At 39.9% G+C, this 21,288-nt stretch carries 20 protein-coding genes and 3 pseudogenes; 9 read left to right on the forward strand and 14 right to left on the reverse strand.

Annotated features, from left to right (window positions below; genetic code table 11):
• The first annotated feature begins 22 nt into the window (after positions 1-22).
• Together ACM0OZ_RS36845 and ACM0OZ_RS36850 are read left to right on the forward strand one after the other, a co-directional pair.
• Positions 23-2,524, forward strand: coding sequence for an AAA-like domain-containing protein (locus ACM0OZ_RS36845; RefSeq protein WP_414587795.1), 2,502 nt, complete (start codon positions 23-25; stop codon positions 2,522-2,524).
• A gap of 260 nt (positions 2,525-2,784) precedes the next feature.
• Positions 2,785-2,931: a hypothetical protein gene (locus ACM0OZ_RS36850; protein WP_414587796.1), complete on the forward strand. Its 147-nt coding sequence runs from the start codon at positions 2,785-2,787 to the stop codon at positions 2,929-2,931.
• A gap of 17 nt (positions 2,932-2,948) precedes the next feature.
• Here ACM0OZ_RS36850 and ACM0OZ_RS36855 read toward each other — a convergent pair whose 3' ends face one another.
• The 3 genes and pseudogenes from ACM0OZ_RS36855 to ACM0OZ_RS36865 all read right to left on the reverse strand — a co-directional run.
• Positions 2,949-3,665 carry a hypothetical protein gene (locus tag ACM0OZ_RS36855; RefSeq protein ID WP_414587797.1) on the reverse strand — a complete coding sequence of 239 codons (717 nt, stop codon included), beginning with the start codon at positions 3,663-3,665 and terminating at the stop codon, positions 2,949-2,951.
• Between the two features lie 265 nt (positions 3,666-3,930).
• Positions 3,931-4,125: a hypothetical protein gene (locus ACM0OZ_RS36860; protein ID WP_414587798.1), complete on the reverse strand. Its 195-nt coding sequence runs from the start codon at positions 4,123-4,125 to the stop codon at positions 3,931-3,933.
• Positions 4,126-4,665: 540 nt separating this feature from the next.
• Positions 4,666-4,902 (reverse strand): annotated as a pseudogene (locus ACM0OZ_RS36865) (RNA-guided endonuclease TnpB family protein); the annotation flags it as partial.
• Positions 4,903-5,588: 686 nt separating this feature from the next.
• On the opposite strand from ACM0OZ_RS36865, the gene ACM0OZ_RS36870 reads away from it, so the two are divergent.
• Positions 5,589-6,275 carry a GntR family transcriptional regulator gene (locus tag ACM0OZ_RS36870; protein WP_414587799.1) on the forward strand — a complete coding sequence of 229 codons (687 nt, stop codon included), beginning with the start codon at positions 5,589-5,591 and terminating at the stop codon, positions 6,273-6,275.
• 29 nt (positions 6,276-6,304) lie between these two features.
• Complete coding sequence (locus ACM0OZ_RS36875) at positions 6,305-7,018, forward strand: haloacid dehalogenase type II (RefSeq protein ID WP_414587800.1); 714 nt, start codon at positions 6,305-6,307, stop codon at positions 7,016-7,018.
• Positions 7,019-7,723: 705 nt separating this feature from the next.
• Here ACM0OZ_RS36875 and ACM0OZ_RS36880 read toward each other — a convergent pair.
• The 3 genes from ACM0OZ_RS36880 to ACM0OZ_RS36890 all read right to left on the reverse strand — a co-directional run bounded on the left by ACM0OZ_RS36880 (position 7,724) and on the right by ACM0OZ_RS36890 (position 11,194).
• Positions 7,724-9,325 carry a hypothetical protein gene (locus tag ACM0OZ_RS36880; RefSeq protein WP_414587801.1) on the reverse strand — a complete coding sequence of 534 codons (1,602 nt, stop codon included), beginning with the start codon at positions 9,323-9,325 and terminating at the stop codon, positions 7,724-7,726.
• Positions 9,326-9,477: 152 nt separating this feature from the next.
• Entirely contained in the window at positions 9,478-10,551 is a 1,074-nt protein-coding gene (locus ACM0OZ_RS36885; protein WP_414587802.1) for a hypothetical protein, read from the reverse strand.
• A 466-nt stretch (positions 10,552-11,017) separates the two neighbouring features.
• Positions 11,018-11,194, reverse strand: a complete 177-nt coding sequence (locus ACM0OZ_RS36890) for a hypothetical protein (protein WP_414587803.1) — start codon at positions 11,192-11,194, stop codon at positions 11,018-11,020.
• 58 nt (positions 11,195-11,252) lie between these two features.
• Here ACM0OZ_RS36890 and ACM0OZ_RS36895 point away from each other — a divergent pair.
• Positions 11,253-11,569, forward strand: a pseudogene (locus tag ACM0OZ_RS36895) (amino acid ABC transporter ATP-binding protein); the annotation flags it as partial.
• 16 nt (positions 11,570-11,585) lie between these two features.
• Here ACM0OZ_RS36895 and ACM0OZ_RS36900 read toward each other — a convergent pair.
• Positions 11,586-12,092 (reverse strand): sterol desaturase family protein, encoded by a 507-nt coding sequence (locus ACM0OZ_RS36900; RefSeq protein WP_414587804.1) that lies wholly within the window; start codon positions 12,090-12,092, stop codon positions 11,586-11,588.
• A gap of 482 nt (positions 12,093-12,574) precedes the next feature.
• Between ACM0OZ_RS36900 and ACM0OZ_RS36905 the strand changes: the two genes are divergently transcribed.
• Positions 12,575-13,627 carry an isopenicillin N synthase family dioxygenase gene (locus ACM0OZ_RS36905; RefSeq protein WP_414587806.1) on the forward strand — a complete coding sequence of 351 codons (1,053 nt, stop codon included), beginning with the start codon at positions 12,575-12,577 and terminating at the stop codon, positions 13,625-13,627.
• 3 nt (positions 13,628-13,630) lie between these two features.
• On the opposite strand, the gene ACM0OZ_RS36910 is transcribed toward ACM0OZ_RS36905, so the two are convergent.
• Both ACM0OZ_RS36910 and ACM0OZ_RS36915 read right to left on the reverse strand, forming a co-directional pair.
• Complete coding sequence (locus ACM0OZ_RS36910; protein WP_414587807.1) at positions 13,631-14,041, reverse strand: phosphomannose isomerase type II C-terminal cupin domain; 411 nt, start codon at positions 14,039-14,041, stop codon at positions 13,631-13,633.
• A gap of 650 nt (positions 14,042-14,691) precedes the next feature.
• Positions 14,692-15,078 (reverse strand): phosphomannose isomerase type II C-terminal cupin domain, encoded by a 387-nt coding sequence (locus ACM0OZ_RS36915; protein ID WP_414587808.1) that lies wholly within the window; start codon positions 15,076-15,078, stop codon positions 14,692-14,694.
• 987 nt (positions 15,079-16,065) lie between these two features.
• On the opposite strand from ACM0OZ_RS36915, the gene ACM0OZ_RS36920 reads away from it, so the two are divergent.
• Both ACM0OZ_RS36920 and ACM0OZ_RS36925 read left to right on the forward strand, forming a co-directional pair.
• Complete coding sequence (locus ACM0OZ_RS36920; protein ID WP_414587809.1) at positions 16,066-16,578, forward strand: hypothetical protein; 513 nt, start codon at positions 16,066-16,068, stop codon at positions 16,576-16,578.
• Between the two features lie 143 nt (positions 16,579-16,721).
• Positions 16,722-17,408, forward strand: a complete 687-nt coding sequence (locus ACM0OZ_RS36925; RefSeq protein ID WP_414587810.1) for a class I SAM-dependent methyltransferase — start codon at positions 16,722-16,724, stop codon at positions 17,406-17,408.
• 63 nt (positions 17,409-17,471) lie between these two features.
• Here ACM0OZ_RS36925 and ACM0OZ_RS36930 read toward each other — a convergent pair whose 3' ends face one another.
• The gene (locus ACM0OZ_RS36930; protein WP_414587811.1) at positions 17,472-18,365 is read right to left on the reverse strand and encodes a LysR family transcriptional regulator; all 894 of its coding nucleotides are present in this window, start codon (positions 18,363-18,365) and stop codon (positions 17,472-17,474) included.
• Positions 18,366-18,469: 104 nt separating this feature from the next.
• Here ACM0OZ_RS36930 and ACM0OZ_RS36935 point away from each other — a divergent pair, with 104 nt between their 5' ends.
• Positions 18,470-19,273 (forward strand): methyltransferase domain-containing protein, encoded by an 804-nt coding sequence (locus ACM0OZ_RS36935; protein WP_414587812.1) that lies wholly within the window; start codon positions 18,470-18,472, stop codon positions 19,271-19,273.
• On the opposite strand, the pseudogene ACM0OZ_RS36940 reads toward ACM0OZ_RS36935, so the two are convergent.
• The 4 genes and pseudogenes from ACM0OZ_RS36940 to ACM0OZ_RS36955 all read right to left on the reverse strand — a co-directional run.
• Positions 19,252-19,416 (reverse strand): annotated as a pseudogene (locus tag ACM0OZ_RS36940) (IS1 family transposase); the annotation flags it as partial. The gene ACM0OZ_RS36935 and the pseudogene ACM0OZ_RS36940 overlap by 22 nt on opposite strands.
• 164 nt (positions 19,417-19,580) lie before the next feature.
• Positions 19,581-20,096 (reverse strand): GIY-YIG nuclease family protein, encoded by a 516-nt coding sequence (locus ACM0OZ_RS36945; protein WP_414587813.1) that lies wholly within the window; start codon positions 20,094-20,096, stop codon positions 19,581-19,583.
• Between the two features lie 450 nt (positions 20,097-20,546).
• Positions 20,547-20,819: a dienelactone hydrolase family protein gene (locus tag ACM0OZ_RS36950; protein WP_414587814.1), complete on the reverse strand. Its 273-nt coding sequence runs from the start codon at positions 20,817-20,819 to the stop codon at positions 20,547-20,549.
• Entirely contained in the window at positions 20,783-21,139 is a 357-nt protein-coding gene (locus ACM0OZ_RS36955; protein WP_414587816.1) for a DUF4440 domain-containing protein, read from the reverse strand. Before ACM0OZ_RS36955 ends, ACM0OZ_RS36950 begins: the two co-directional genes overlap by 37 nt.
• Positions 21,140-21,288: the final 149 nt, after the last annotated feature.

A 21,288-nucleotide genomic window follows, 5' to 3' on the forward strand; every position in this document is an offset into this window, starting at 1 on the left:
TAGAACCAACATGATATAAGCTATGGTTGACCAGTATATCTTTTCTGGAAGTCTACCCGAAGAAGCCACCACTTATGTGACGCGAGAAGCTGATGGCGAATTGTATGAAGGACTCAAGGCGGGTAAATTTTGTTATGTGCTGAACTCCAGACAAAGTGGAAAGTCCAGCTTGCGTGTGCGAACCATGCGCCGATTACGAGAGTCTGGCGTAGAATGTGCAGCTATTGACCTTTCTGCTGGAGGGATTCAGAATGTCCCACCAGAACAATGGTATGCAGATTTGATTGATACGCTCGTTGAGAGTTTTGGATTGGATGTAGAATTTGGGGATTGGTGGTCACAAAATCAGTTAAATTCGCTTGTCACGCGATTTCGGAAGTTTCTTGAAGAGATACTGCTTGCTGAGATTAAAGAGAATATTGTCATTTTTATTGATGAGATTGATAGTGTTCTCAGCCTCAATTTCCCCACAGACGACTTTTTTGCATTTATCCGTGCCTGTTACAATCAGCGTGTTGATAATCCTGAATATAATCGCCTCACCTTTTGTTTGTTGGGAGTCGCATCACCAAGCAATTTGATAGAAGATAAGAAGCGCACCCCGTTTAATATTGGGAAAGCTATTTCTCTCAAGGGATTTCAACTGCACGAAGTCGAACCGTTAGAGAAGGGGTTGCACGGAAGGTATTCTGATTCTCAAGCAGTGATGAAAGAAATCTTACACTGGACGGGAGGACAACCGTTTCTGACGCAAAAGCTGTGTCAGTTTATGGTGGAATCAGAAAGAGATAATCCTCGTACTGTTGAACAGGTTGTGCGATCGCGCCTGATCGAAAATTGGGAATCCCAAGATGAACCCGAACACTTCAGGACTATTCGAGATAGGATTCTCAGGGATGAACAACGCGCATCTTACCTGCTGCAATTGTATCAGCAAATCCGGTGTTCAGAAGAGCAATCTGAGATTACAGCAAATGAGACTCAAGAGCAAAGCGAACTACAGCTTTCAGGATTAGTCGTTAGACAACAAAATAAGTTAAGAGTTTACAACCCAATTTATAAAGAGATTTTCGAGCAGAATTGGATTGAAACTCAATTAAGAAATTTACGCCCATATTCAGAGAATTTTAAGTTTTGGGTAGCTTCTGGGGGTAGCGATGAGTCCCGACTGTTGCGTGGAAAAGCATTACAGGATGCATTAGAGTGGTCAAAAGATAAAAGTTTAAACTATCAAGATAGAGAGTTTTTAGCAGCGAGTCAAGCGAAGGAACGAGAAGAGGAAATAGCTGCATTGGAAAAAGAAGCTGCATTGGAACGTGAGAGAAAGGATAGGGAAGCAGCAGAACAAAGGAATCAAATACTGGCGGAAGCTAATAGGAAAGCTCAACGGGAGATTCGTAAAGGAATTGTTTTTTTAAGTGTGACATTATTTGCAGCAGTTATCTTCGGAATAGTGGCGGTAATTTCTGGCTCTAAAGTTATAAAAGCTCAAAAGCAATTACAGAAAATAGAAAGGTACATTGTAGATGCCCAAAACCTCAGAGAACTAGCGAATAAACTATCAAGCTATCGTTTGTATTCTGAAGCATCCGAAATATCCAGACTAGCAGAAGTGTCCAAGCAAATTAAAGACAGTCTTATACTTAATCAAGCATTTCTACACGCTTCTAAATCTTTGGCTTATCAATATTTAGAAAAGTGGGATGAAGCAAAATTTTACATTGAAAATAGCATGAAGTTATTAAAGACACGGGAGAACGAAGAAATTTCCAGGAAATATTCTAGTCAAGATTTACAAATAAAATTATTTGCTTGGACTATTTTCGGTAAATTCCTCAAGCAACAAAACAATAATCAAGAAGCAATCAAAGCTTACAAAGAAGCTTTTAATATCTTGAAAACTCATAATGATATTACATTGGAAAACAATCTTCCTAAAATTATTGATCGTAATAGTATCAAATCAATTCATAAAGTATTAATTGAGCTACTACCGGATAGTGAAAAAAAAATTCGGTCTGAGGTTGAAACGTCTCTCAAAAATTACTACCTATTTGAACTCGAAGACTTAATGAAGGCGAGAAATTGGAAGGAAGCCGATCAGACAACAACGCAGCTTATATTTATCATTGCCAAGAGAGCAAGAGAAGGTAGCTTAGACATTGACTCAATAAATAATATTTCCTGCCCAGACCTTAAAAAAATTGACCAGCTTTGGCTAACACACTCGGATGGACATTTTGGTTTCAGTACCCAAAAACGTATTTTCTTGAACACTGGAAATAAACTGGATTTAAGACTAGAGAATGTAGACGAAGAAGCTTACAAGCGTTATAAGCGTTATGCTGTTCGTGTGGGGTGGTATGATGAAAAGCGTAAAGAATGGAAATATACGCATTTTAGCGATCTCGATTTGAATATTACTGCCCCCATTCACAAGAATGTCCCCAAAGGGTACTTACCATCACTACTCTACCCATACCACACGATCCCTAGTCAGTTCTTCTCTCGCTGCGACTTGTAAACTTGATTAACACATAAGCCTTTTAGTTAGTTGTAACAATATTTTTACAAAAGCACTTTCTACGAAAACATAAGCATTTCACCGATTTCGATACCTGGCACTCGCTTCGCTCAAAGTCAAAAGCCAAAAGTCAAAAAAACGGCTCTTGCTTTTGACTTTTGATTTTTGATTTTTGAATTCTCCAAAGGGGTTGCTTCCCCAGTGATAGCTTTCTGTTGGTTTTGGCTGTGGTTTATATTTCTTACTAAACCCCCAATAATATGAATGCCGCACATTCTGACAAAGATTTCCCCAACTCCAAAAATAGCTGGATGCCATTGAGTCAACCCATCATCACTCAACAAGAACGTTCGTGCCGTTATACCTCCCTGTTCACACAGAAATTACAGCAGTTTGCAACTAAGTGAGCTAGACAACCTAGACTTCAGGCGCCAGATATGAAAGCTGTTTGACTCCTGACTCCCGTCGCCTGACCCTCTCTTAAGCCTGACTCTTGACTCCTCAATTCTGCTGTATCATCGCCATTGAGGATTTTGTCATCTACCAGGCGCTCGACACTCACCCCACCATCAACCATCAACAAAAGCGCTTCAGAAATGATTGTTTGAGGAAGTTTCCCAGTTTCTTTGACCAATTCCTCCAATACAACTCCCGCCTCTTGGTCATAACTTTTCCCGCTCTCCCAATACCGTCGCCCATTCTTATCCAGTTTCCAGACACTGACCTCTTCCTCTTGAGCCATTAGCTCACGCTCCATTTTCCGCATCAGCTTCGCGTCGTCCATCTTGGCTTGCACAGCCTCTTGAGTCACCTTATCACCAGTCGCGGTAAAGTAATCTCGTACAGGCTCCATCATGGGTGTGACTAACTGAAGCGCCATGATTGTCCCAACCTGCCATAACACCAATGGCAACCGGACAAGCTTTATCCGTTTATTCGCGTCGCGTTCTGTAATACCGTTTTCTTGCAAATACTCTTGCCACTTGCGCTTGTTCTTGCCACACTCTTGCTTCTTATCCGCCAATTGCTGTGCTATCTGCCGACTTGCATCCGCCTCTCTCTTAAGCAGTTCCTGAATTGTAGGATTTTTTTGTAAATTTTCTTCAGAAGCGATCGCAGTTGAGTCAAGATTTGTTATCATGGCTTTAAGTTTAATAAATGGACTGAACAAAAGCGCTCAAAGTTTGCGAGACTGCCGGGCGCTTTTGTTTTTTGTATTGTACCATGCTTTTTTAATTAAAAAGCACAATAAATATAAATTTTAGTCGTATTTTTCAGGTTTATTTTTGTTACAAAACCCCCATATTTAGGCGCACATTCTTAGGGCGTGATTTCCCCAACTCCAAAACAGCTGGATACTACCAGACTGCCATAACATCAATAGCAACAAGACTTGCTTTATCCGTTTATTTGCGTCGCTTTCTGTCAAATCCTTTTCCAAATCCTCTTGTCACTTGCGGTTCTTCTTGCTTCTTTCGGGCTAATTCCTCTGCTATCTGCTGCCTTGCAAGCGTCTCCAGTTTAATCAGTTCCTGGATTGAAAGATTTTTTAGAAGATTATTCCTGTGAATGCGCTGAATCTCGGAAAAATTTGATTTCATAACTTTAGTTAATGAATAATAACTAAACAAAAGCGCCGTCGGTCTCTAAACTTTGAGCGCTTTGGTTATTGTATATTACCATGCTTATATAACTAAAAAGAACAAGATACAGCAGATTGCATTTTTCTTGAGGTACAGCTTTTCAACTCAAAAGCCAGATATAGAGGAAATTTTACTTCTGACTCCTGACTTCTGACGTTACTGAATTGCTGCTGTATATAGATTTCAGCCCTGTTCCCCAGGCTTATATTTCAAACTTTTAGATGGACGAGTAACAGCAGCAGTTTTGCTCTTATTAATGATTTGTGTGTTGAAATATTTGATTTCATCTTTTGCAGTGAGCGGTTACCAGTTACCAGTTATCAGTTATCAGTTATCAGTTATCAGTTACCAGTTATCAAATTGATAAACCCGATTTCCAATTTTGACCCTATTACCACTAAGAAACTCGTAACTAACACATTTAAAAACCCTTATAGAGCAGGGCTTTTAGCCAAACAAGAATGCAGGTGTTTGTTTGATTTGTTCCGAGGGGGTTTAATACTTTTGATTTGTTACCTTCACTTTTGACTTCCCCCTCGTGGGGCGCTTATATCCTGCTTGTTTAAGGGTGAATGATTTATACTTCTTAACTTTTTTGAATCCTGGTGGACGAACCCCCTTCTTATTGTGCTTAAAAAACAATTGATAGGCTTTTTCAATGCGCTGACAAATATCTTGCACTGCTTGAGAACCTACTGAGTGCCACAGCGGATTACGCTTCCGCAACTTGGCAATATGAGATTGAAGTAGAGCACAACAAAGAGTGCTTGCAGAAGCCTAAAGACAAAGAGAAAGCCGCTCATGCGCGGAGGGGGCTTTAAACCCAGTTTTCCGGTAATAAACCTTGAAGTCAGAGCTAGCAAGTTCGTCTACTACCGCCAAATTTCCCTTTCCCCATGTCTGCTCACAGAATTGACGGGCGATGTCCTTTGGACAGGCACTTTGTGCGATCGCCTTGTTTTTTTTCTTGTGCTGACATGACTTATACAGCAGATTGCATTTTTCTTGAGGTACAGCTTTTCAACTCAAAAGCCAGATATAGAGGAAATTTTACTTCTGACTCCTGACTTCTGACGTTACTGAATTGCTGCTGTATCTTCCTTAATGTGATTAACGTACAGCACATTGCAAGTAAATGAAGTACAATTTTGAGGTCTAAAAGCTAGACATAAAGCCCTTTTTACTTCTGACTTCTGACTTCTGACTCCTGACTCAGGAATTGCTGCTGTAAGTTTTTTTCCGCGATTGTACTCATTTTATCCCTGATGCTAATAACCAGTCATTAAGGTTTGATGAAAATTGTCGATTGTTGACAATCGACAATTTGCCAGATACAGTTTGACTATCAGTAGTTTGCATGAAAAAAGCAGTCGCAAGTCAGCAACTGCGCTCAACTTGTTCGCATTTCTACAAAGATCAAAATGAAAGGGAAGCAACCCCAGCCTGCCATCCTACCTCGGAGCTTAGATGTTCAAGCAGCTGATGTCATTCGAGAACAAATTCTCAATGGTACACTTGCACCGGGAACTCGTTTGCTAGAAATCAATCTGGCAGAGCAATTTAATCTCAGTCGAGCAACTATACGCTCGGCATTACAGCAACTAACTTATGAAGGCTTGGTTGTACAGTTACCCTACAAAGGTTGTACTGTTTCGGGGCTGAGTTCGCAGGATGCTTGGGAGCTATACACGCTGCGGAGTGCGCTTGAGAGTCTGGCGGCGGGACTGGCGGCTGTTGCAATAACACCGAGTCAGGCAAAAGAGTTAAATGCTGGCTTACAACAGTTAGTCAAAGCTGTCCAGAAGGGGAATTGGAGCCAAATCGCTGATGCAGACTTTACCCTACATAAGGCAATCATTCAACTTGCCGGTCATCGTCGATTACAGGAGCAGTACAAAATTGTTGAACAGCAAATCCGCCTTTACATTATTTCCTGCAATGCAATACATCCAGATTTAGATGACATTGTAGAGCAGCACCGGAAATTAGTAAATGCAATTTGCTCAGGGGATGATAAGAGTGCGGAGCAAATTGCCCGAGACCACAATATAGACGGTAAAGCACTAGTGGAACACCTACGGGCAATAGAAAAACAAAATCTAGACTAACCGAAGTATTGAATTAGGAACCATACATCATGATTGACCTGAACCAATATGAAATCTTGACTTTTGACTGCTACGGAACCCTGATTGATTGGGAAAAAGGAGTGATCGAGGCGTTGCAACCAGTTCTCTCAACCCATCAGATTCAACTGAGTGAGAACGAAATCCTTGAGTGGTTTGCTCGCTTTGAATCGAATCTGGAGCAGGGAGACTACCGCAAGTATAAAGATGTTCTGAGGGGGGTTGTACAAAAGTTTGGGGAGCAGTTTGGATTTACGCCTTCTCCCACAGAGTTGAATGCGCTTGTTGATTCTATCAAGTATTGGCAACCCTTTCCTGATACAGTTGAAGCCCTGAAGGCTCTGAAACAGCGATTCAAACTGGCAATCATTTCCAACGTTGATGATGAGCTATTTGCTTTGACAGCAAAACATTTGCAAGTTGAGTTTGATGAGATTGTAACCGCCGAGCAGGTAAAAAGCTACAAGCCTTCACTGCAAAATTTTCGAGTGGCGCTTGAAAAAATTGGACTACCCTGTGAAAAAGTTTTGCACGTTGCTTGTAGTGTTTACCACGACATTGTTCCGGCAAATTCCTTAGGGTTATCAACGGTTTGGATAAATCGCAGACTAGGTCAAGAAGGTTCTGGAGCTTATCTACCAGCTCAAGGCAAAGCAGATTTGGAACTGCCAGATTTAAAAAGTCTAGCTGCAATTGTTGGCAACAGTGTTTTCTCAGCAAAGTGATGACCTTCGCACAATTGCTCTGATGGTAGGGCAATCAATCCGGTTTTCACTCCAGGCTTGAATCCTACCCGCTCATAGAAGTGCAACGTCTCCTCCTTTTTTTCTTCATTTTGCACATACAAAAGTTTCATCGAAGATGACACGGGGAGACGGAGACGCTCCGCGTCTTTGCGTCTCAAGTGTCTTCGTCTCCAAGGGTACCGGACGCGAAGCGTCCAAGGGTCTGAAACCCCGCTTGAATCAGAGATTCAGGCGCTTAAAGTCAGGCGGGGTCTCAATCCCCGTCTGACTTTTCTCCGTGTCGCCCTGCTAGTAAGGCTGGGGCGGCTTGTAATTCGTTACGAACGTGTAAAATTCTCTACTAAGGATATGGGACAAAAGCGAGTACTAACAGGGATAGACAATGGTGCTGTATAATCGCTAACTACTTAAAGCAATTATTTGACTCAATGAAGTGCCACCTTCAATGCAAATTTATTTCTACTGGATTCGCTGGTAGAGAAGATGAAAGCATTCACGTAAAAAAAATCTTCCACAAAATGACAAAAAAAATTTCAAGTAAGATTTTTTCACGAATTATTGAAGACTACCATATATAGAAATCCGGTTTGATTTCTGAACTTACTCGTAGAGGTAGGGAACTCTTAATTCTTAACAGGGAATAGGAAATAAGGGAGGTAGAGGTGTACTGAGTTTTTTCAAAAATCAAATACTAGTCCTATATTTTGAAATCACATACATACCAAAGTCTTGATAGAAATATGGTTTACCCAATTTCGATTCTGAAGTTACTATCAATTTTTCACTAGATTCATGTTTGTTTGAGAAATATGAGTCGTGACCTTTGATTAAGAATAAGTTAAATTTTCTTAATTTTAAATTTTTAGATTTTATAGTATAAAGTATATTTGACAAGAAATCGTTGTAACCTTCAACATCTCCAGTTAGAACAATAAAAAATATATCTAATTCTTTTGTATTTAGATTAATATTTGATATTTTTTCATTGAAATTCTTGCTTACTTGGTCAAGTTTCTTAGGTTCCCATACTATAATTTGTTTTTGGGATGGTATATTTTTAAAGTAATAATTGACTGTTTGTTGAATAAATGCAGGATAAAATATAACCAAGTCATTTGGTTGCCATTCTGATTCTACTAATCGAGCCACTGCTCGATTTTCTTCTACAGGTTTATAGGCTTGATTGGTTATCCAGTTTGCGGAATAGCTGATGCTTAATATAATTAAGCATACAATAGATGCCATTTTAATTTTTTTAGTCGGTATAGTTGCTATCTGCAATGCTATAAATGCAGTAAATGGTACTAGACTAGGCAAAAGAATTCTATAATAAAATATTGGACTATCTATTATTGAATAAATTAAAATTTCTAGCCATAAAATGACTGCCGTAACAAGAAAAGTAAAACTGGTTCTCCATTTCCCGAAAAAAAAGGAAGTAGCTAATATAGCTGAAAATAGAAACGCAAACCAGGGAATAAATTTAATAGGTAAATATAAAGATGATAAGCCAAACAAATATTTAGCAGTAGATGAGATTAAATAGAAGTTAACACGGGGCATCCACCACCAAGTATCTTGAATTTTCTCTAATTGATTTAGCCAGAAAAATTTAAAAAATATAAAGGTAATGGTTGGTATTATTATTGTTACGGCAAGTTTTAATAATTGTATGTTTTTTTTAGATAAAAAAGCTTGAATTCCTATGAAAAAAAGAATAACAGGTATTAGCATTACCCCAACTAAATGTGTAGATACCGCTACAGTTAGGCTTAATGATAAACCTATATATCCTAAATATTTTTCTGGCTTAGTTATTATATGAGAAGCAAATAAAAATGCTAATGATGTTGCAAAAACTACCAAAGAGTAAGCTTTTAGCTCTTGTGAGTATCTGAGCATTATTGGTGTTGTTGCTAAGTATACTCCTGTAAGCAGACTAGCTAGAGTTGAGTATTGTTTAATCCAGCTAATTACAATTCCTAAAGTTCCTAGACTCAAAAAAAGTGAAAACAATCTGAGAAATTCTTCTTGTTTGCTGATTTTACCCCAAAAATAAAGCAATACATAATACAAAGGTGGATGAACATCTGTTCTTAACTGCTTAAACATTTCAAAAATATTTTGATGTGAAATCTTCAGAACAGTGAAAGCTTCATCATTCCACAGTCCTTTATTTAAGCCTATAAGACCTAGAATTAGTGCTAATAAAAGGATTCCAGACAGAGCATAAGGGTAAATCTTATTGATGCTTAAAGAAGGAGAATTAGCTGTTTTTTCACTCATTTCTTTTAATGTTTATTTTTCGTTTAGCATTTCACCACCTTTGAAGGGCAGCTATCTATATAGAATTTAGGCATTGGAGCTACATCTCTGCTTACAAATCACTTGGCATCTCCATGACCGCTCTTGTTTTCGTTTTCGTAAGTCGAAAGATTTCATTCTCCCATTTCTGAAGAGAGAAGTTTAGCTCTGCTTTGCCTAGAAGATAAAACTATCGATTCAATCAAGGCAAATGGAATGAGACATAGAGGCCACAAGAAATATTGCAAGAACAGCACTGAATTAAAATACACAAATGTCATCATGATCATTGTGCAAGATACAAACATGCTTACCTTTTCTTTTAGGAAACTCAGGTAAAGCATTCCCATCAAGAATAACATGAGCAACTTGGCTCTTAATCCTACAATCCAGGTGAATTTTTGAGAAAAAACAACATCGACTGACGGCGCACTTTCTATGTGCAAACTTCCTAACCGCGTTGCTGAAAACAAGACGGATTTGAAGAAGCCCTCAGCATTCCAAATTAGAAAGGGCAATGATGTTAAAACAGGAATGCTCAATATAATACAAAATCCAAAAACTAGATTTTTCGTGCACCTATTTTTAGCTCCATTTTTCCAGATGTGTATGAGATATAAAGGCAGCAAAAATATTGCAATCTGCTTAATTCCCAAAGAGACACTAAACATAAGCAAAGAAAGTCTTGTCTTCTCTTTCAAAAGAACTAAAGAGAACAACAAAAAAAAGATCGCTGCAAATTCCAGATGATGAACACGTACTACATAGATACTCCAGCGACCTAATAAGATGATTGTAGAAGCTACAAAGCCAAGTATCCATAAACCTCGCTTCTGAAAGTATCTCAGAGTTAAAGCCACTATACCAATGTGGAAGGCAAAAGAAATAGGTCGCCACAAATATAACCAATCACGAAATTCTGGAAAACCAAGCTTTTGAACTAGTGCAGAAAAAAGATAGGCAAGTGGAAAATAAGTTGCATATTTATCATTGACCCTCATATCACCTGTCAAAATTCTGGCATAGGGATTTTCTCCAGTAATAATCCTTTTGCCTTCCAGCCAAATATAGTAGATATCCGCCTCTTTTAAAGAATCAGAAGGTGTTAGCCAGAATTTAATATGTATTAACAAACCTGCAGAAACTATGAGTAGGAGAAGAAAGCAATATTTTTTCTTCCATCTATATTTAGCTGTTACAGGATGCATTACTTGACCCTAACTAAAATCTTTATATCTAGAATAGGTAGAAAAAGTGAGGAACTGGTAAAGATTTTGTAAAGTTTTATTAACAGAAATTGCTATGGTTGCAATTGAGTCAAAGCAATATAATCCTTTATTTGTAAAGTGCGTAAGTTCTAGTTTATTATTGGGCTACCTGCATCAATATAGTTAGTACTGCGACTTTTCTATTTAATACTTGAGGCTTCATTGATTAAAAGAAACATTTTTATTTCTTGAAAGAGGGTTAATAAGGCAAAACCACATATTCAATATCTCGCTTGGCTGAAGAAAATTTTGCTGTCCGTATGTGCGTTGTCCACGTCAGCTTTTGGTTGAGCAAGCTTTTGAGCTAGGGCGATCGCTCCACATCAATAGAGTTATCTTGAAAAAGATAATCACATTCCATCAAGGTTACAGGTTTCTGTACAAACGCGATGCCAATGTCTTGCTTTCACTTCACACTCTGCTTGTTGTACTTCTTTGCTTTTTCTACATCTCCCAAGCAAAAGTAAGCCTCTGCTAAAGATTGCAGACAACTAGCTTCCCCCTGGCGATAGCTTAACTGACGAGCGCTGTACCAACCCTCTCGGTAAATCGAGATTGCATCCTTGATCCAGCCTTGAGACATATAAAAGTCTCCTATTCCCCTTAGATTTTGAACTTGTAATTCGCCAGCACCTATTTCCTTGGCGCTCGCCAGAGCATTAGCGGGAGCAGCCCAAAATTATGCTTTTTGATGAACCTACTTCTGCTTTAGATCCAGAGATGGTGCGTTCTTGTTTTGGATGTGATCAAAACCCTCGCCGCTGATGGTATGACAATGGTAGTCGTCACCCATGAAGTCGGATTTGCTCGCGAAGTCGCTGACCGCGTAATTTTGATGGATAGCGGTACGATTGTAGAGGAAGCTACGCCAAGTGCCTTTTTTCAAAATCCGACGCACGATGGCGCAAAGCGCCCGCTTCGCGATCGCACTCGCAAGTTCTTATCTCAAATTCTCTAGCCGAATATAAATAATGTTATTGAGACACGATCCGGTGCGAAAAACGCAACCTCAACAGGCGTAGCAAACGCAACCAGCCTTGAGCTGGCTGTTCAAAGAATGTGAAAATATCCCCGTAACCCTGGTTGGTTTTTTGATGGTGCTGCCAATGTCTTTCTGGAGTTGTGATAAATAGAACCCGGCACAAAATATCCAGTGACTTTGGAGTTTGCCAATCCAAGATGCTCGTATGTCTCCACCATACATGAAACTGACCAAACAGTAGCCCACACAAAACACCTATGGGGGAAAAGTACCACAGCACTGCTGCTACCAGTAAATAAGGTAAAGCACCCAGAATACCATCTAGAAGAACCTGGAGATTGAGCGTCAGAATAGCGTAATGGCGAAAGTTCTTCTTGTAGGAATGGTGAGTTTGCACATGAAGATGACCAAAAACATGCTCAGGTACGTGATAGCAAAAAGTAGAAAGGAAGTCGCCAACAACAAGTAGTATCCAAGCACACGCGATCGCCTTAAACATTTTTACTCCTCAAGTTCAGTAAAAACCACCACACAAAAAAGAATCCAAATCTGCATGCTGTAGGCGTTTCCATATACGTGGTTTGCAAGGCTTGGCACTGGGTACAAAGCATACAAAACCATAGCGCTGTCAAGCATTTTGCAAGGATTCTCGCTTTCGACTGAGATTTTTAGATCCTGTTGGTTTTGCTTTGAATGACAGTTTTAGAATGATTTATTTTCTACAACCAACGGCATTACCAGTTGTTAGGCAAAGCAAAGTAGCATTTGACTAGCAATTTTAGAGAGTTTTGACTGTTTTCAGCTATTGATACAATTGCATATATCTAAAGTACGATATACTTACCGTAGTTTAACACAATTCTCTCTAGATACCTTAGATAACGTAAGATAGAAACAGCAAAAGTTGAGTTAAAATTTGTACAAGTTTAGGTTAAGGTTATCCTTAACTGTTTCCAGGACAATCCTCAGCACAATCCTAGGATGGAAATCTTGCAAGTTAGAAATGATGGGTTTTCACAGGTGGTTCCAATCATTGACATCAGTGCGCTGGTGTCTGGAATTGGCGTTAGCGAAGCTCCTCCAAAGGAGGCTCGCCACCAGGTAGCGGCTCAAATTGGACAAGCGTGTCGCGAGTATGGATTCTTCTACATTGTCGGACACGGGGTGGACGAAGCATTGCAGCAGAGGTTGGAAAAGCTTAGTCGGCAGTTCTTTGCTCAAGATTTGCAAACCAAGCTTCAAATCCGCATGGCTTTGGGAGGTAGAGCATGGCGGGGATACTTCCCAGTTGGGGGTGAACTCACCTCAGGAAAACCTGACTTGAAAGAAGGTATTTACTTTGGCGCTGAGTTAGGAGACGACCACCCGCTTGTAAAAGCAGATACCCCCATGCACGGTTCTAACCTCTTTCCATCGAACATTGGGCTATTTCGCGAGACAGTACTTGACTACATGGCAGCAATGACCCAGCTTGGACATACGCTAATGGCTGCCATTTCTTTGAGCCTCGGACTAGAGGAGTCCTACTTTGCTGATCGTTACACATCAGATCCGCTTATATTATTCCGGATCTTCAATTACCCCCCTCATCCATCACCCTCTGATGGTGAAAAGAGGTGGGGTGTAGGCGAACACACTGACTACGGCGTCCTGACAATTTTAAAGCAGGACGACTTAGGGGGATTGCAGATAAAGTCGAAATCGGGCTGGATAGATGCGCCCCCTGTTCCAGATTCTTTTGTATGCAATATCGGCGATATGCTAGACCGCATGACGCGAGGACTATATCGCTCCACACCTCATCGCGTTCAAAATAAGTCGGGAAGAAACCGCCTTTCTTTCCCATTCTTCTTCGATCCCAACTTCAACGTCGAAGTGAAGCCAATTGAACTGGACAGCGTGGGGGTAGTGCCTGATAACAAAGAGGAACGCTGGGATCGGGCTAGTGTTCACGAATTTCGTGGAACGTATGGTGATTACGTATTGAGTAAGGTATCTAAAGTTTTCCCACAGTTGCGTCAAGCGGTTTTTTGACGCTTACTCACTCTCAGCTACAGACCTGACCAAAGTCAAATCTGATGGGCGCTCTGTATCATTTTCACCGAGGTACTCACCATTCTGAATTTCCAGGATAATCAGCGGAATAAATCCTGGATTTTCTACTTTATGCAGCGCTGCGGGAGGAACAAACGTTGACTCGTTTCGATTCAGTACTCTTTCTTCGTTACCACAACTCACCTTTGCAATACCAGAAACTATGATCCAATGTTCACTACGGTGATAATGAATTTGTGGTTTAATGCTGTGCTTGGGCTTGATTTCAAGACGATTAATTCTATAAGTCTCTCCTTCCTCTATGAGTTCGACTTTACCCCAATATCGGATATCTGAATGTAAAGAAGAAGATTGATTGAGATTTGACAAAACATTATTTTCATTGTGAGTCATAACTAGATTCTCAACTAGACAACCATCACTACTGTTCAGCAATCTGTCAGTAAAAGGGGCCGGCATTGTGATAATTTGTAACCAAGTACCAACCTCGGCATGGAAAGTTCAGCAATCAAATTAGAAACTCGATACTTCATACATTGTATACCCAGCTTCTAGAGGATTCTAACTCTCATCAATTAAAAATACAAGATTCAGATCGGGCTACAATAGTATTAATTTATAATAAATTTTGTAATTTTATAATTTCACGCATCAATAAGAATTTGCTTACTTGACGAGTAATTTGTCAAGGATACTAGTTAACTAAAGCTTTTTAATTTGACTGATAAGAATATGTGTTAAATTTAATTAAAAAAATTATATTTAGTATTACCTACTACAATTTAGGAGTCAGGTGGAAAACAAGTATAAAACTTACAAAACGTCGGTTAAGAAAAGTTTCTTATACCGATTCAAAAAATGTTTGCGACAGATAACCTCCCCTTGCTAACGCGCACCCTCCCCTTAGCAAGGGGAGGGTTAGGGAGGGGTATTTTACTATGTGTTGCATTCTTTTTTCAAATTGGTATTATCGTTTACTCCAAGAAAAAGTTAGTAGTTTGTACGGTGGGCACTGCCCACCTTTTGTAGCATCTGTAGAGAGCCTAAACCAACGTCAAGTCCAATGGGCGCTCTGTATCATCCTCTCCCAAGTACTCACCATTTTGAACTTCCAGAATAACTAGCTCAATAAATCCTGGATTCTCTACCTTATGAAGCGTTGCGGGAGGAACATAAGTTGATTCATTTCGATTTAGTAATATTTCCTCGTTACCACAAGTTACCTTTGCAACACCAGAAACTACGACCCAATGTTCACTACGGTGGTAATGAATTTGTGCTTTCATGCTGTGCTTAGCCTTGATTTCAAGACGATTAATTCTATAAGTCTCTCCTTCCTCTATAAGCTCAACTTTACCCCAGTATCGGATACCTGAATGTGAAGAAGATTGATTTACATTTGATAAAGTTTCATTCTCATGTTGAGTCATAACTAGATTCTCCACTAGACAACTATTGCAGCAGAATTGACATCTGCTTTTATCAGAAAATTTCTAGAAAATATTGTATCAAATTTTACTAACATTGCAAGTGATTGGGTTTCGCTACTGTTCAACCCAATCTACAGATTGAGTACTTTTGGAGCGGCTGATACAAAACCGTAAATTCCCAGATATTGATGCTTATCTTGCATCAAAGTAGTATTAATAACGCTCGTAGCCTGCTAGCTATAAGTAATCATAATTAATACCTCCTCTGCTGGTTAAAAATTTGTTGGATAAAAAGTATTACAGACTACAAAAAATCAGCGATCGCTCTAGTGGAAAAACTTTTCGATTTACTGAAGGAGTCTGTATTGGGTAATTGCCTGTTGCTACCGATAAACTATATCCATTTCAGGATGTCTATCGTCATATTTTTCTGGCATATTAATTATTGTTGCCTCCTTAATTGCCTTCTCAATTGGGGAAAGAAACCGTGCTAAAAAAGGAAAATAGTACGTGCTTATAATTGCAATCAACTTCAAAGGCTTGAAAATATGTTAATTCAACTTCAGTTTTAAGCTGCAGAGTAGACGACCTTGAATGAAGATGTCAACTACTTGCTGAACACTGATTATATTTTATACTAATTTTTTTTACGTCTAAGTTATTACTGCACTGATGGTATTAACAGTTTTCAGTTATCAGTTATCAGTTATCAGTAAAGAATGAGGTGTTTATCCTTGGGGGAAACACCATACCAATTGGTGGTAGGCGTTGGTGGTGAGCCACTGCGGTCTTGGGGTTTCCCCAAGTAGAGCAAGTGGCGTTCGCGAAGCGTCTCCGAAGGAGATACCCGGAGGGCAACTTTAAATTCCCCACCATACGCGCCCGATAACTGTTCACTGCGGCTGGTACTGGTTTAAATATCTAAAATGCATTTATGGACTTGAAGAGTTTTCATCGTTTGTTGCACTCTTTCATGGCTAAAAATAAATGTCAACACGAGATCTGAGCGAATTGTTACTAAAAAATCCTGTTTTAATTGGTATTTTTACAGGTACAATTGGTGCTTTTATTGGATCTGTGATAACTTTGGTTAACACATTTTTATCTAATATATTTCAAGAACGTAGAGATAAACAACAAATATTGAGAGATAATTTGCTACAATTATATAGAGATTGTATTTCTGTGCTAGCTTGGTTTACCCAATTAGGAAAGTGCCAGACTGTTGTTGTTAGTGAACTTAGAGAAAAGACAGAGGCATTAATAATAAATTTTGACTTTTTGTCTATCTATTATTTAACTGATTCTAATTTTACGGATTTGATTTCTATCAAAGAATCTTTGGTAGATTTAGTAGAAAAATTATGTTGTTGTACTTCGGAAACAGAAAAACTAGCTGTAGCTTTTAGTACATCAGATGTGAAAGAGGTACGAGAAATATCCAGATTATTAACAAATCAACTAATAAAATTAGCATCAAAGGATTCAAGATTAACTTGATAACTTTACTTTCAAGATCCCAAGAATCCCACGCCTTCAAGACGTGGGAGTGTCAATCCCAGTAAAAACTTATCAGCTTCGGTTGGTCAGCGGAACCCCAATCACGACTAGCACTCCACCCAAAACTAAACAAGAAGCAATTTATGACAGATGATATTATTCAACAACAAATTACTTACTATAGTGCCAGAGCCGAGGAATATGATGAATGGTTCTACAGAACTGGACGCTATGATCGTGGGGAGGAAATCAACCAGCGTTGGTTCAATGAAGTTGCTGTGGTCAAAAACGCATTATACCAGATTGGTGCGGTAGAAAATATCTTAGAGTTAGCCTGTGGAACAGGTATTTGGACGCAGGAACTTTTAAATATTGGCAAGCAAATTACAGCGCTTGATGCTTCCCAAGAAGTGATTGAAATTAACCGCAGAAAGTTAGGTTCTCCTAACGTGGAGTACAGACAAGTCGATTTATTCTCATGGGAACCCGACGCTGAATATGATTTAGTATTTTTCTCCTTTTGGTTGTCTCATGTACCACCAACATTAGTTGATTCGTTTTTAGCAAAAGTCTATACATCGGTTCGCGTTGCTGGACAAGTTTTTATCCTTGACTCTCGCTTTGAAGCAACATCAACAGCTAAGAATCATATTCTAGAAAACAACGGCGATATTTACATCACACGAAAGTTAAATAATGAGCAAGAATTTAAGATAGTTAAAATTTTTTATCAGCCGGAAGAACTGCATGACAAGCTAACGCAAGTAGGATTTCATGCTGAGGTGAAAGTGACAGATAACTATTTTATTTATGCAAAAGGTATCAAGTGAAATGCGTTTGAATTGAGAAAGTGATTGAGCCAAGCTAGACAGGATACGCACCCTAAAAGAGTGTCAAAGTTGTTCTTTAGTAACGCTGTTGACAACTTTGAGGAACTCCCGCAACACTGGTATTTCTTCCTCACCTCGCCAGACCACTGCAGTTTCGATTAAAGGTGTTTGTTGTGCAATCGCTCTATAAACGACTCCAGTACGCTGAAGATTTTGCAAAGAGGACGGCACAATTGCAATGCCAATTCCGGCTGAAACGAGTCCAATAATTGTCTGCATTTGGATTGCTTCTTGTCCTACCTTCGGAGTGAAATTGCCTTGCTGACAAAGAGCCATAATCTTGTCATAAAGTCCGACTCCTAAATAACGAGGAAACAAAATAAACTGCTCATTCGCTAAAGATTGGACTGCGATACTTTCTTGTTGCGCTAAGGGATGAGTTTCAGCTAACGCTACAATCAGAGTTTCTTGCTGAATGCACTCCCAATTTAGGGTGTCATCTTCTAAAGGTAGATGCACAAAGCCAACGTGAATCCGGCGATCCCGAAGCGCTTGCTCTTGCTCAGCCGTCGTTAACTCCTGCAACACCAATTCCACCTCTGGAAACTGTTGCCGAAATTCTTGCAGAATACCAGGCAGTAAATTATACGTGACTGGACTGATAAACCCTACCCGCAGTTGTCCGATTTCTCCTCGTCCCGTACGTTGAGTTGCTTGAATTGCTACTTCCAGATGCGCCAAAAGTTGATAAGCTTCTCGTAAAAACACCCGTCCAGCCTCTGTAAGCTGCACCTGTCGCTTAGTTTTGCGGTGAAACAATTCGACTCCTAATTCTGCTTCCAACTGCTGAATTTGTTGACTCAAGGGAGGTTGAGCTATATGCAGTCGCTCAGCAGCTCGACTGAAGTGCAGTTCCTCAGCTACAGCAATAAAGTAGCGCAGGTGTCGCAGTTCCATAATTTTGATATTTTAAAAGTTTCAAATACAAACAAATATATATTGGACATCTGAAAATGGTCTATTTATGATGCTCATACAAGAACAATTCAGGAGTGAAAACGATGCCCGAGAATTACACTCCAGGCTATTCAACCAATGCAACTCAGTTTATGATGCATCGCACAGCACAATTTCATGGAGCGTTTTTCATGCCTTATCTGCGTCCGGGGATGAAATTGCTCGATTGCGGTTGCGGTCCTGGTACGATAACTTTGGGTTTGGCGCAAGCAATCTTTCCTGGTACAGTGACGGGAATTGATCAGGAAGCTTCTCAAATTTGCATTGCCCGCGAAAATGCTGCAAAGCAAGCGATCGATAATATTGATTTCATCGAGGCAAGTGTTTATACCTTACCTTTCCCTGATAATTCGTTTGATGCAGTCTTTTCTCATGCTTTATTCGAGCATCTTCAACAACCTTTACAGGCGCTAGAGGAAGTGTTGCGAGTTCTCAAACCTGGAGGGGAGGTGGGGATTCGCAGTCCAGACTGGGGAGGTTTTTTGATTGCGCCTTCTACGCCGGAATTGGAGCAAGCACTTTCGTATTACAAGTTTCTTCAGCAGCACAATGGCGGTAATGTCTATGTGGGAAGAGAGTTACGTGCTTTGCTACGACAAGCTGGGTTTACTCAAATCAAAGTTTCTGCTTCCTACCAGTGCTATGAGCCGTTAAGTTTGGCTACAGAATATCTGGCATTGCGAATTGAGGGTTCTCAAAAGGTTGAGCAAGCGGTGTCCAAGGGATGGGCTGATGTGCAATCAATTACGATGATGAGTAAAGCTTTGCGGGAATGGAGCCAGCACCCAGATGGATTTTTTGCCCAAACCTGGTGTGAAGTGGTAGGTCAAAAAAGTGGCGTTGCATAAATGCGGGATGAATCAATCAATACTTGTATTTTATTATACTTTAAATTAGGAAGTAATAATCGAATTGAGTATTTAAGCATGTCCACTGACTTGGAGTAGCATAATGTTTTTCGATCTAGTCTTGCTAAGTAATGTCTAAGCCTTATTGCTAGAAGAGGGATTCAGTATTCAGAATTATGACGAAAAAACAGGGTTTCGTGGGGTTGCAACAAGTAAAATCTGGTTTGAAAAGACGTAAAAACGGATTTTTCATTCTCGCGTTTTATTACGGAATCGGTGTTCTAGTCACGTCCCTCTCCCATCAAGTCTATCTAGTGTCCCCTGCATCGTGCAGTATACCCTCCATAGTTGGAATTATTAGTTGCTCTTCTTCTGCTTGAATAGTTTTTATGACTAATTCCCTTATCCAAGCCGAACCGCCTTTAGCCATGACCTTTTTATAGATATCTTTAGGCAGTTTTTCTATTTTCAATGTTGACGAATAAAAACCATCATAAGAAACATCATTTAGATGTGGGTGAACACGCCTTATAAAAGCATACTCGTAAGTGTTTAAAACTTCTTTTTGAAAGTACATCCAGATGATTTTAGCATCTTCTATTTGCCGGAAATAACGAGCTAGATGATGCCCTTTAATTCGGTTTTTTATATTCTGTGCCTGACCAATGTAGTGGATGCTATCACGGTCTGCCACAAAGTATACCCCAGATTCTTCAGGTAATTTATTCTTTTCTGAGTAGGGTAATTGACAAGTTAGAGCAAGGATATCTGCTACAGTCAATGATACGGCAGCGTCCTCAGCCTGTTTAGCATCCTCTAGCATTTGTTTGGGTGTCTTTAATATTGCGTTTAATGCATTACACTTAGATTCTAACAATCCTACGCGACTATCTTTTCAAAGTTTATACCTTATATGACCGTATGTTCCGGGAGGTGAGGGCATTGAGGCTGCTACATTAGAATCACGTCTAAAGTTCTTGAAAGCTGCCCATATACCGCTTTACTGGAAAGACGCACCTGTAGCACCATTTGGATTTAATCGCAAAGCTAAATCACAAGGGAAAATTTATTTTGTCTCAATATTGGCTCGTTTCAATCCAAAGTTTAATACGTTTGGGTTTGAGTCAATGATTGGCGTTCCAAGCGACCAGGCACCGCGAAATTGGTCAAGGGAACTCTTCTGTTTAATAGGTGGAACCGCAGTTAGCTTATGCAACGCCACAACTTGTTCTAAATATCTTTAGCTTATGGAATTGACTAATTAATGAGGGATTTAGATTTTCTGAAGGTTCTGTTGGAACAGTTCTAGAACGTGTTTCCACGCATCAGCAGCCGCTTCCGGGTTGTAGCTGGCGCGGCGATCGCCCCAAGAACCGTGTTCTGCTTCATAGCGAAAGACTTGATGGGGAATCTGATGTTTTTGGAGTTCCGCTTCAACCTGCTCGGTTTGCTCGATGGGGATTCTTGTGTCTTTGGTACTAAAGAAGGCGTAAATCGGACCTTTATAACCTAGAGTGGTGTCTGGTGATGGAACGCAAGCTTCCACGAGCCAGAGCGGCTGACATAGGTACTACTCATCATTACTGTGAACGGTTCGCGTCCCTTACGCTGTGCAGTAGCTTTATAGATCACAACAGCACTGTCTGTCGTCAATTGCAAAATTCGGGGCGCATCGTCGATGCGCCAAAACAAGAATGGTGGTTGCCCCGAATTGACAGCGAGCGTGGTTTCCTTGTTCAATACCCCAAAAGTTCCCACCGTAAGGGCATCGTCAGTGAGGTATCCCCGAATTAAGTCAACGTTCGCAGCAGAGCTAGCTTCCCAAAACTGTTCCTCAAGTGCCATCAAGGTTTCTTTCAAATCCATCTTTGTTTTCTTTCCTTTACCAAGGGAAACATCTTGTAATCAATATATTGAATCACACGCTAGAATGGTTTGTAATGCCCGCAAAACATACTCATTTATTCCGGTCAACGCATGATTTTCATTGACGGCACACTGACCGCAGTCATCGC

This window comes from Scytonema sp. PCC 10023 (assembly GCF_963920835.1).
Taxonomy (GTDB): domain Bacteria; phylum Cyanobacteriota; class Cyanobacteriia; order Cyanobacteriales; family Nostocaceae; genus Kalymmatonema.

Excerpts from the sequence above, each read along its gene's own strand:
- ACM0OZ_RS36845 (WP_414587795.1), top strand. The coding sequence starts at position 23 with ATGGTTGACCAGTATATCTTTTCTGGAAGTCTACCCGAAGAAGCCACC.
- ACM0OZ_RS36850 (WP_414587796.1), top strand. The coding sequence starts at position 2,785 with ATGAATGCCGCACATTCTGACAAAGATTTCCCCAACTCCAAAAATAGC.
- ACM0OZ_RS36855 (WP_414587797.1), bottom strand. The coding sequence starts at position 3,665 with ATGATAACAAATCTTGACTCAACTGCGATCGCTTCTGAAGAAAATTTA.
- ACM0OZ_RS36860 (WP_414587798.1), bottom strand. The coding sequence starts at position 4,125 with ATGAAATCAAATTTTTCCGAGATTCAGCGCATTCACAGGAATAATCTT.
- ACM0OZ_RS36870 (WP_414587799.1), top strand. The coding sequence starts at position 5,589 with ATGAAAGGGAAGCAACCCCAGCCTGCCATCCTACCTCGGAGCTTAGAT.
- ACM0OZ_RS36875 (WP_414587800.1), top strand. The coding sequence starts at position 6,305 with ATGATTGACCTGAACCAATATGAAATCTTGACTTTTGACTGCTACGGA.
- ACM0OZ_RS36880 (WP_414587801.1), bottom strand. The coding sequence starts at position 9,325 with ATGAGTGAAAAAACAGCTAATTCTCCTTCTTTAAGCATCAATAAGATT.
- ACM0OZ_RS36885 (WP_414587802.1), bottom strand. The coding sequence starts at position 10,551 with ATGCATCCTGTAACAGCTAAATATAGATGGAAGAAAAAATATTGCTTT.
- ACM0OZ_RS36890 (WP_414587803.1), bottom strand. The coding sequence starts at position 11,194 with ATGTCTCAAGGCTGGATCAAGGATGCAATCTCGATTTACCGAGAGGGT.
- ACM0OZ_RS36900 (WP_414587804.1), bottom strand. The coding sequence starts at position 12,092 with ATGTTTAAGGCGATCGCGTGTGCTTGGATACTACTTGTTGTTGGCGAC.
- ACM0OZ_RS36905 (WP_414587806.1), top strand. The coding sequence starts at position 12,575 with ATGGAAATCTTGCAAGTTAGAAATGATGGGTTTTCACAGGTGGTTCCA.
- ACM0OZ_RS36910 (WP_414587807.1), bottom strand. The coding sequence starts at position 14,041 with ATGACTCACAATGAAAATAATGTTTTGTCAAATCTCAATCAATCTTCT.
- ACM0OZ_RS36915 (WP_414587808.1), bottom strand. The coding sequence starts at position 15,078 with ATGACTCAACATGAGAATGAAACTTTATCAAATGTAAATCAATCTTCT.
- ACM0OZ_RS36920 (WP_414587809.1), top strand. The coding sequence starts at position 16,066 with ATGTCAACACGAGATCTGAGCGAATTGTTACTAAAAAATCCTGTTTTA.
- ACM0OZ_RS36925 (WP_414587810.1), top strand. The coding sequence starts at position 16,722 with ATGACAGATGATATTATTCAACAACAAATTACTTACTATAGTGCCAGA.
- ACM0OZ_RS36930 (WP_414587811.1), bottom strand. The coding sequence starts at position 18,365 with ATGGAACTGCGACACCTGCGCTACTTTATTGCTGTAGCTGAGGAACTG.
- ACM0OZ_RS36935 (WP_414587812.1), top strand. The coding sequence starts at position 18,470 with ATGCCCGAGAATTACACTCCAGGCTATTCAACCAATGCAACTCAGTTT.
- ACM0OZ_RS36945 (WP_414587813.1), bottom strand. The coding sequence starts at position 20,096 with ATGCTAGAGGATGCTAAACAGGCTGAGGACGCTGCCGTATCATTGACT.
- ACM0OZ_RS36955 (WP_414587816.1), bottom strand. The coding sequence starts at position 21,139 with ATGGATTTGAAAGAAACCTTGATGGCACTTGAGGAACAGTTTTGGGAA.